The following is a 6,654-nucleotide window of genomic DNA, read 5'->3' as shown; positions in this document are numbered from 1 at the left end:
GGCCACACGCCAGGGGAATGTCCGCCACGCTCGCGTTGCGCCACGGGCACGTGGCCACGTCCTGGCAGCCGTCGATCAAACCGCGTCGCGTCGGGCTGAGGTCTTCACCGCCGAGGATCAAGTTCAGCCTGGCAGGCGGCAGCAGTGCGTCGAAACGGTCCAGCAAACCGGACAAGGCACCGTCAGCGTGCGCCAGGTCCAGGGGCAACCGCGCCAGCAGCTTGCGCACGCTGTTCGCTTGTGTCGGGCGCACAGGCCCTAACCAGAGCGGCCACCTTATTGGTCGTGTTCGCACGCGTCGATGCCTCCCCGTCCGGTTGCTTTGCATACGGCAAAGCCCAGCAACTTCCATGCCCCGAATGCCCGCGCCGCAAGGCTTATCTCCAAAGGCATAGCCCTTTTTCCAGATTGAGAAGAATTTCCCCATAGGAAAGTATCTCTCCCAACAGGAAACACAACTCACCCTGGAGGAGCCCGCATGACGCACACCCTCAGCCGCCCCATCGTGGTGATGCAATCGGCAGCGGCCAGCGCAGAATTCATCCGCGACCTGCACCGCCCCTTGCTGCTGAACGGCGAGCAACCCGACTTCACCCGGCGCCTGCAACAGGCGCTGGCAGGCGCCACGGTGGGCTGCCGGCTCTACCTGCTGGGGGATGAAGCCTTTGTGTGGCGCATTCACGGCGAGGCACGCGCCGCCGGCCTCGAAGACGACGAGATCAGCATGACCTGCACGCTCGGCCTGCGCCAGGTGTACTGCGCGCACTGTGGCCTGACGCAAGCTGCCGGGCCGGCCGCCGTGTTGAGCTGCATCGGTTGCCACGTCGGGCTGGAAGTGCGCACGCATTTTTCCAGGCGCCTGGGCGCGTACCTCGGCGTGTGCATCAACCCCGACCAGCCCTATGCGGGGTTCCAGCCATGAACGCGACCCTCACCGTGCAGGTCAGCGCCGCGCGCATGCTCACCCCGGTGGTGCGCGAATTCACGTTGATTGCCTGCGACGGCAGCCTGCCCGGCTTCTCGCCCGGCAGCCATGTGCAGGTTCATCTGCCGCTGGCCGAGGGCAAGGTGCGCAACGCCTACTCGCTCACCAGCGACCCGGCGCACACCGGGCACTACCGCATCGCCGTGCGCCTGCAAGAGGCCTCGCGCGGCGGCTCGCAGTACCTGCATCGCCAGGTGCAGGTCGGCGACACCTTGCAGATCTCGCCACCGGCCAACCTGTTCGCGCCCCATGGCACCGCACGCCTGCATATCCTGATCGCCGCCGGCATCGGCATCACGCCGTTCATGGCTTATATCGCCGCGATGCAACAGCAACAGGCCGATTTCGAACTGCATTACCTGTTCCGGCCGGGCCTCAGCGACGCCTATCTCGATGAGCTGCAACAGCGCCTCGGGGCGTGCCTGCACACCTACGACCAGCGCCCTGATCTGAGCCGGATACTCGGCAATCGGCCGCTGGGCAGCCACGTCTACAGCTGCGGCCCGCAGTCCCTGCTCGACGCGGTTGAGCAGCAGGCCACGCGCCTCGGCTGGCCGCCCAGGCGCGTGCACGCCGAGGCGTTCAAAGGCGCACAAGCGGGCCAGCCCTTCGAGCTGCACCTGTTGCGCAGTGGCCAGCGCCTGCGTGTGGAGGCCGAGCAAAGCCTGCTCGAAGCCCTGGAGCACGCCGGCCTGCAGGTGCCCAACCTGTGCCGTGGCGGGGTCTGCGGCCAATGCATCACCCGCCACACCGGCGGCGCCATCGAACACCGCGACAGCTTCCTCAGCCCGGCCGAGCAGGCCGAATTTCTGATGCCCTGCGTCTCGCGCGGCAGCGGCCCCTGCGTTTCGCTGGACCTATAGGAGTGAGTGCCATGCCCCTGCAATCGAGCCCCGTGCTGAGCTATCGCGACGACTTCAGCTTTCGCAACAGCCCGGCGGCGATCCGCCGTTTCCCCTTTCCGTTTAGCGAGGACAGCTACCTGTACTCGGTGAATATCGAGCCGGCCACCTCCCGCGACCCCGGTTCGGTCTATGAGCACGCCTTCGACATCGACGAGCACTACCGTTCGGAAATGGCCGAACGCGCCCTGGTGCTGGACAAGGACCCGCGGCGCTACCTGGTCATGCCGCACATGCACGTGGCGGCCTGGGATGCGCTGCAAATGATCATGGAACACCTGGCCACCGACTACCCGCAGGGGTTCAGCCTGACGCGTGACGGTGACCACTGGCATTGGCGCAACCACCTGCTGGACATCGATCAGGCATTTATCTTCGGCGACGCCGCCAGCCTGCCCTGTGCACCGCTGGAGTACATCGGCCGCCAGGTGCAGGGGGATTTCGCCCTGCTCGACCAGCGCGACGGCGACCTGTACATGGACGCCGGCCTGATCACCGGCCCCGCCGACTGGTCGCTGGCGTTCGACGCCGGCATGAGCTTCAAGCAATGGCATGCCCCGGTGCCGATGGCCCATCAAATGGGCGTGTTCGACCGCGCCTTGAAATACCTGCTCAACCTGCAGGTCGGCCAGCCAGTGCGGCGCCTGAACTGGACGCTGACCATCAACCCGCGCCTGGATTCGTCCCCCGAGACCTTCCATGAATGGGGCGCCGACCGCGGCCAGATCACCGCACAGAACGTCGGGCAGCAGGTGCACCTGCGGGTCGAGCTGCAAGTGATGGCGCGCCTGCCCCGCAGCCACGCGGTGATGTTCAGCATCCGCACCTACCTGATCAGCCTCGACGAGCTGGTCACCCAACCCGGCTGGGGCTGCCGCCTGCACCGCGTGCTGCGCGACCTGCCCGAGCCCATCGCCGACTACAAGGGCATGACCCGCTACCGCCACACGCTGGTCGAGTGGCTGAGCCAATTCGACCCGCAGGCCTGACCCCTTTCTTCTACGACAAGGAACCCCACATGACCCACTCATGGCGTATCTCTGCACTGGCCGAACGGCACCGCGCCCTCGGCTCCAACCTTGAAGACTGGAACGGCATGGGCACTGCCTGGACCTACAGCAGCGCGCTGGCCGACCATCACGAAGCGATCCGCACCCGCGCCGGGCTGATGGACGTGTCCGGCCTGAAAAAAGTCCACTACGTGGGCCCCCACGCCGAAAGCCTGTTGCAGTGGGCGACCACCCGCGACATCGCCAAGCTCTACCCGGGCAAATCGGTGTATGCCTCGATGCTCGACGAGGATGGCAAGTTCGTCGATGACTGCATCGTCTACCGCACCGGGCCCAATGCGTTCATGGTGGTGCACGGCGCCGGCACCGGGCATGAAATGCTCGTGCGTTCGGCCCAGGGCCGGCAAGTGGCGGTGCTGTTCGATGACGACCTGCACGACCTGTCGCTGCAAGGCCCGCTGGCGGTGGATTTTCTCGCCGAACACGTGCCCGGCATTCGCCAGCTGCCGTATTTCCATCACCTGCAAACGCGCCTGTTCGACCGCCCGGTGATGATCTCCCGCACCGGCTACACCGGCGAGCGCGGCTACGAGATTTTCTGCAAGGCCGCCGACGCGCCGTTGTTGTGGGACAGCATCCTCGAACAGGGCGCCAGCCTGGGGATCATCCCCTGCGCCTTCACCGCCCTGGACTGGCTGCGGGTGGAAAGCTCGCTGATGTTTTTCCCCTACGACAACTCGCAGATGTACCCCTTCGCCGACCAGAAAGCCGGCGACACCCTCTGGGAAATGGGCCTGGATTTCACCGTCTCCCCCGGCAAACAAGCGTTCCGAGGCGCCGAGGAACACCTGCGCCTGCGCGGCCAGGAGCGTTTCAAGATCGCCGGCGTATTGCTCGAAGGCGTACGCCCGGCCGAGGCCGGCGACACCCTGTGGCAAGGCAACCGGCAGGTCGGCGTGATCACCTGCGGCATGTACTCGCGCCTGAGCAAACGCTCGATGGCGATTGCGCGCATGAGCGTCGCTTGCGCCAAACCGGGCATTGCCTTGCAGGTGCGCGGCAGCCTTGAAGCGGGCGCCGTGACCCACGCCCTGCCCTTCGACGACCCGGAAAAAACCAAGCGCACGGCCAAGGGCTGAGCCTTCCTTCACTGAATTCAGGAGCCTTCGATGGACGCCTCCCGCGAACATTACATCCTCAAGATCACCTGCCCAGCGGCGTCCGGGATAGTCGCCGCGATCAGCGCGTGCCTGGCCCACCAGCAGTGCTACATCAGCGAGCTGGCGCAATTTGACGACGAGTTCACCGGGCAGTTTTTCATGCGTGCGGTGTTCCGTTTCAACAGCGGCGTCAGCGGTGACAGCGGCGCCCTGCGCAAGGGCCTGGGCGACCTCGCCGGCGGCTTCGACATGCAGTGGCAGCTGTTCAGTTCGCGCCAACCGACCCGCGTGCTGCTGATGGTCAGCAAGTTCGACCACTGCCTCACCGACCTGCTCTACCGCCACCGCAAGGGCGAGATGGACATGCACATCACCGCCGTAGTCTCCAATCACCTCGACCTGCGAGCGATGGCCGAGCGTGAGGGCATCCGTTTCATCTACCTGCCTGTCAATAAAGACAACAAGGCCAGCCAGGAAGCCGAGCTGCTGCGCATCATCGAAGACACCCAGACCGACCTGGTGGTGCTCGCGCGCTACATGCAGATCCTGTCCGACGGCCTGTGCCAGCAGCTATCGGGCCGGGCAATCAATATCCATCACTCGTTCCTGCCCGGTTTCAAGGGCGCCAAGCCCTATCACCAGGCCTACGACCGCGGCGTGAAGCTGATCGGCGCCACTGCCCACTACGTCACCAGCGACCTCGACGAAGGCCCGATCATCGAGCAGGAAATCCAGCGCGTCGACCATACCCACCTGCCCGACTCCCTGGTCGCCATCGGCCGCGACACCGAAACCGTGGCCCTTTCCAAAGCCCTGAAATACCACCTGGAGCACCGGGTGTTCATCAACCAGGACAAGACAGTGATCTTTCGCTGAAACCTTCAGGAGGCACGCTCATGACTTTACGCGTAGCAATCATCGGCGCCGGCCCGTGCGGCCTGGCGCAACTTCGCGCCTTCCAGTCGGCCCGCGACAAGGGTGCCGCCATCCCCGAACTGGTGTGCTTTGAAAAACAGCAGGACTGGGGCGGCATGTGGAACTACACCTGGCGCACCGGCCTGGATGAAAACGGCGAACCGGTGCACGGCAGCATGTACCGCTACCTGTGGTCCAACGGCCCCAAGGAATGCCTGGAGTTCGCCGACTACACCTTCGAAGAGCATTTTGGCCGCCCCATCGGCTCCTACCCGCCGCGCGAAGTGCTGTGGGACTACATCAAGGGGCGCGTGGAAAAAGCCGGGGTGCGCGAGTACATCCGCTTCAACAATGTGGTGCGCCAGGTCACCTTCGATGCACAGACCCAGCGCTTCACCCTGCAGGCCCACGACTACAACAGCGACACCCTGACCAGCGAAACATTCGACTACGTGATCAACGCCTGCGGCCACTTCTCCACGCCCAAGGTGCCGTACTTCGAAGGCTTCGAACAGTTCGCCGGGCGCATTCTGCATGCTCATGATTTTCGCGAAGCGCTGGAGTTCAAGGACAAGCACCTGCTGATCGTCGGCAGCAGCTATTCGGCCGAGGACATCGGTTCGCAATGCTACAAATACGGCGCGCGCAGCATCACCAGTTGCTACCGCAGCGCGCCGATGGGCTATGCCTGGCCGGATAACTGGGAAGAAAAACCGCTGCTTCAGCGCCTGGAAAACAACCGCGCCTATTTTGTCGATGGCAGCAGCAAGCACATCGACGCGGTGATCCTGTGCACCGGCTACAAGCATCACTTCCCGTTCCTGCCGGATGAGCTGAGCCTGAAAACCGACAACCGCCTGTGGCCGATGAACCTCTACAAGGGCGTGTTCTGGGAACCCAACCCGCGCCTGATCTACCTTGGCATGCAGGACCAGTGGTACTCCTTCAACATGTTCGACGCCCAGGCCTGGTACGCCCGCGATGTAATCCTCGGGCGCATCGCGCTGCCCAGCCAGGCCGAGATGGTCGCCGACAGCCAGCAGTGGCACGCACGCGAACAGACCCTGGAAACCAACCAGCAAATGTTCGAGTACCAGGGCGCCTACATCCAGCACCTGGTGGACGCCACCGATTACCCGAATTTCGACATCGCCGCCGTCAACCAGACCTTCCTGCACTGGAAGCACGACAAGGCGGAAAACATCATGGGTTATCGCGACAAATCCTACCGCTCGCTGATGACCGGCACCCAGTCGCCGCCGCACCACACGCCGTGGCTGCAGGCGCTGGACGACTCGATGGCGGCATACCTGGGTGAACCCGCAACGCCCATCAAGTCGGTTGGCTGACGATGAACGCACCGCGTGTTTCCCAACCCCGCGAACCCGGACTGTTTGCCCGCGCGCCAGACCAGGAACGTTACCGCGTGGCCGCAGGCGGCGTGACCCTGGTCGACTTGCAGCCCGGCGACGGCCTGCAAGTAATCGACATCGAAGGCCGGCAAACCTGCGAGCTGCTGGCCCTCGACGCCAACGGGCGCAGTGCCCTGGCCAGTTGGGGCCTGCACGGTGCCAAGGCTTGTCGCGTGCCCCAGCGTGTCGGCCAGGCGCTCAGCCGACGTGGCATCGACCCACACACATTGCCCCAGGCCGCTTCGCTGTGGGATGACGACAGCCCGCCCG

Annotated in this window: 6 protein-coding genes and 2 pseudogenes; 7 read left to right on the top strand and 1 reads right to left on the bottom strand. The window is 64.7% G+C overall.

Going from position 1 to position 6,654, the window contains the following annotated elements:
• Positions 1–253, bottom strand: a pseudogene (locus WBR57_RS19560) (histidine kinase); the annotation flags it as partial.
• A gap of 225 nt (positions 254–478) precedes the next feature.
• Here WBR57_RS19560 and WBR57_RS19555 point away from each other — a divergent pair.
• The 7 genes and pseudogenes from WBR57_RS19555 to WBR57_RS19525 form a co-directional block, all read left to right on the top strand.
• Complete coding sequence (locus tag WBR57_RS19555) at positions 479–922, top strand: dimethylamine monooxygenase subunit DmmA family protein (RefSeq protein WP_424085743.1); 444 nt, start codon at positions 479–481, stop codon at positions 920–922.
• On the top strand, positions 919–1,848 hold the full coding sequence (locus tag WBR57_RS19550) for a PDR/VanB family oxidoreductase (RefSeq protein WP_424085741.1): 930 nt from the start codon (positions 919–921) through the stop codon (positions 1,846–1,848). The genes WBR57_RS19555 and WBR57_RS19550 overlap by 4 nt, the downstream gene beginning before the upstream one ends.
• 11 nt (positions 1,849–1,859) lie before the next feature.
• Positions 1,860–2,876 (top strand): heme-dependent oxidative N-demethylase family protein, encoded by a 1,017-nt coding sequence (locus WBR57_RS19545; RefSeq protein WP_424085740.1) that lies wholly within the window; start codon positions 1,860–1,862, stop codon positions 2,874–2,876.
• A gap of 29 nt (positions 2,877–2,905) precedes the next feature.
• On the top strand, positions 2,906–4,036 hold the full coding sequence (locus WBR57_RS19540) for an aminomethyltransferase family protein (protein WP_424085739.1): 1,131 nt from the start codon (positions 2,906–2,908) through the stop codon (positions 4,034–4,036).
• 30 nt (positions 4,037–4,066) lie between these two features.
• Positions 4,067–4,933, top strand: coding sequence for a formyltetrahydrofolate deformylase (gene purU, locus WBR57_RS19535; RefSeq protein ID WP_424085738.1), 867 nt, complete (start codon positions 4,067–4,069; stop codon positions 4,931–4,933).
• Between the two features lie 20 nt (positions 4,934–4,953).
• Positions 4,954–6,321: an NAD(P)-binding domain-containing protein gene (locus tag WBR57_RS19530; protein WP_424085737.1), complete on the top strand. Its 1,368-nt coding sequence runs from the start codon at positions 4,954–4,956 to the stop codon at positions 6,319–6,321.
• A gap of 2 nt (positions 6,322–6,323) precedes the next feature.
• Positions 6,324–6,654 (top strand): annotated as a pseudogene (locus tag WBR57_RS19525) (aminomethyltransferase); the annotation flags it as partial.

Origin of the sequence: Pseudomonas sp., assembly GCF_049590575.1 — a bacterium.
GTDB lineage: Bacteria > Pseudomonadota > Gammaproteobacteria > Pseudomonadales > Pseudomonadaceae > Aquipseudomonas.
This window is presented reverse-complemented; position numbering and strand designations above follow the sequence as displayed.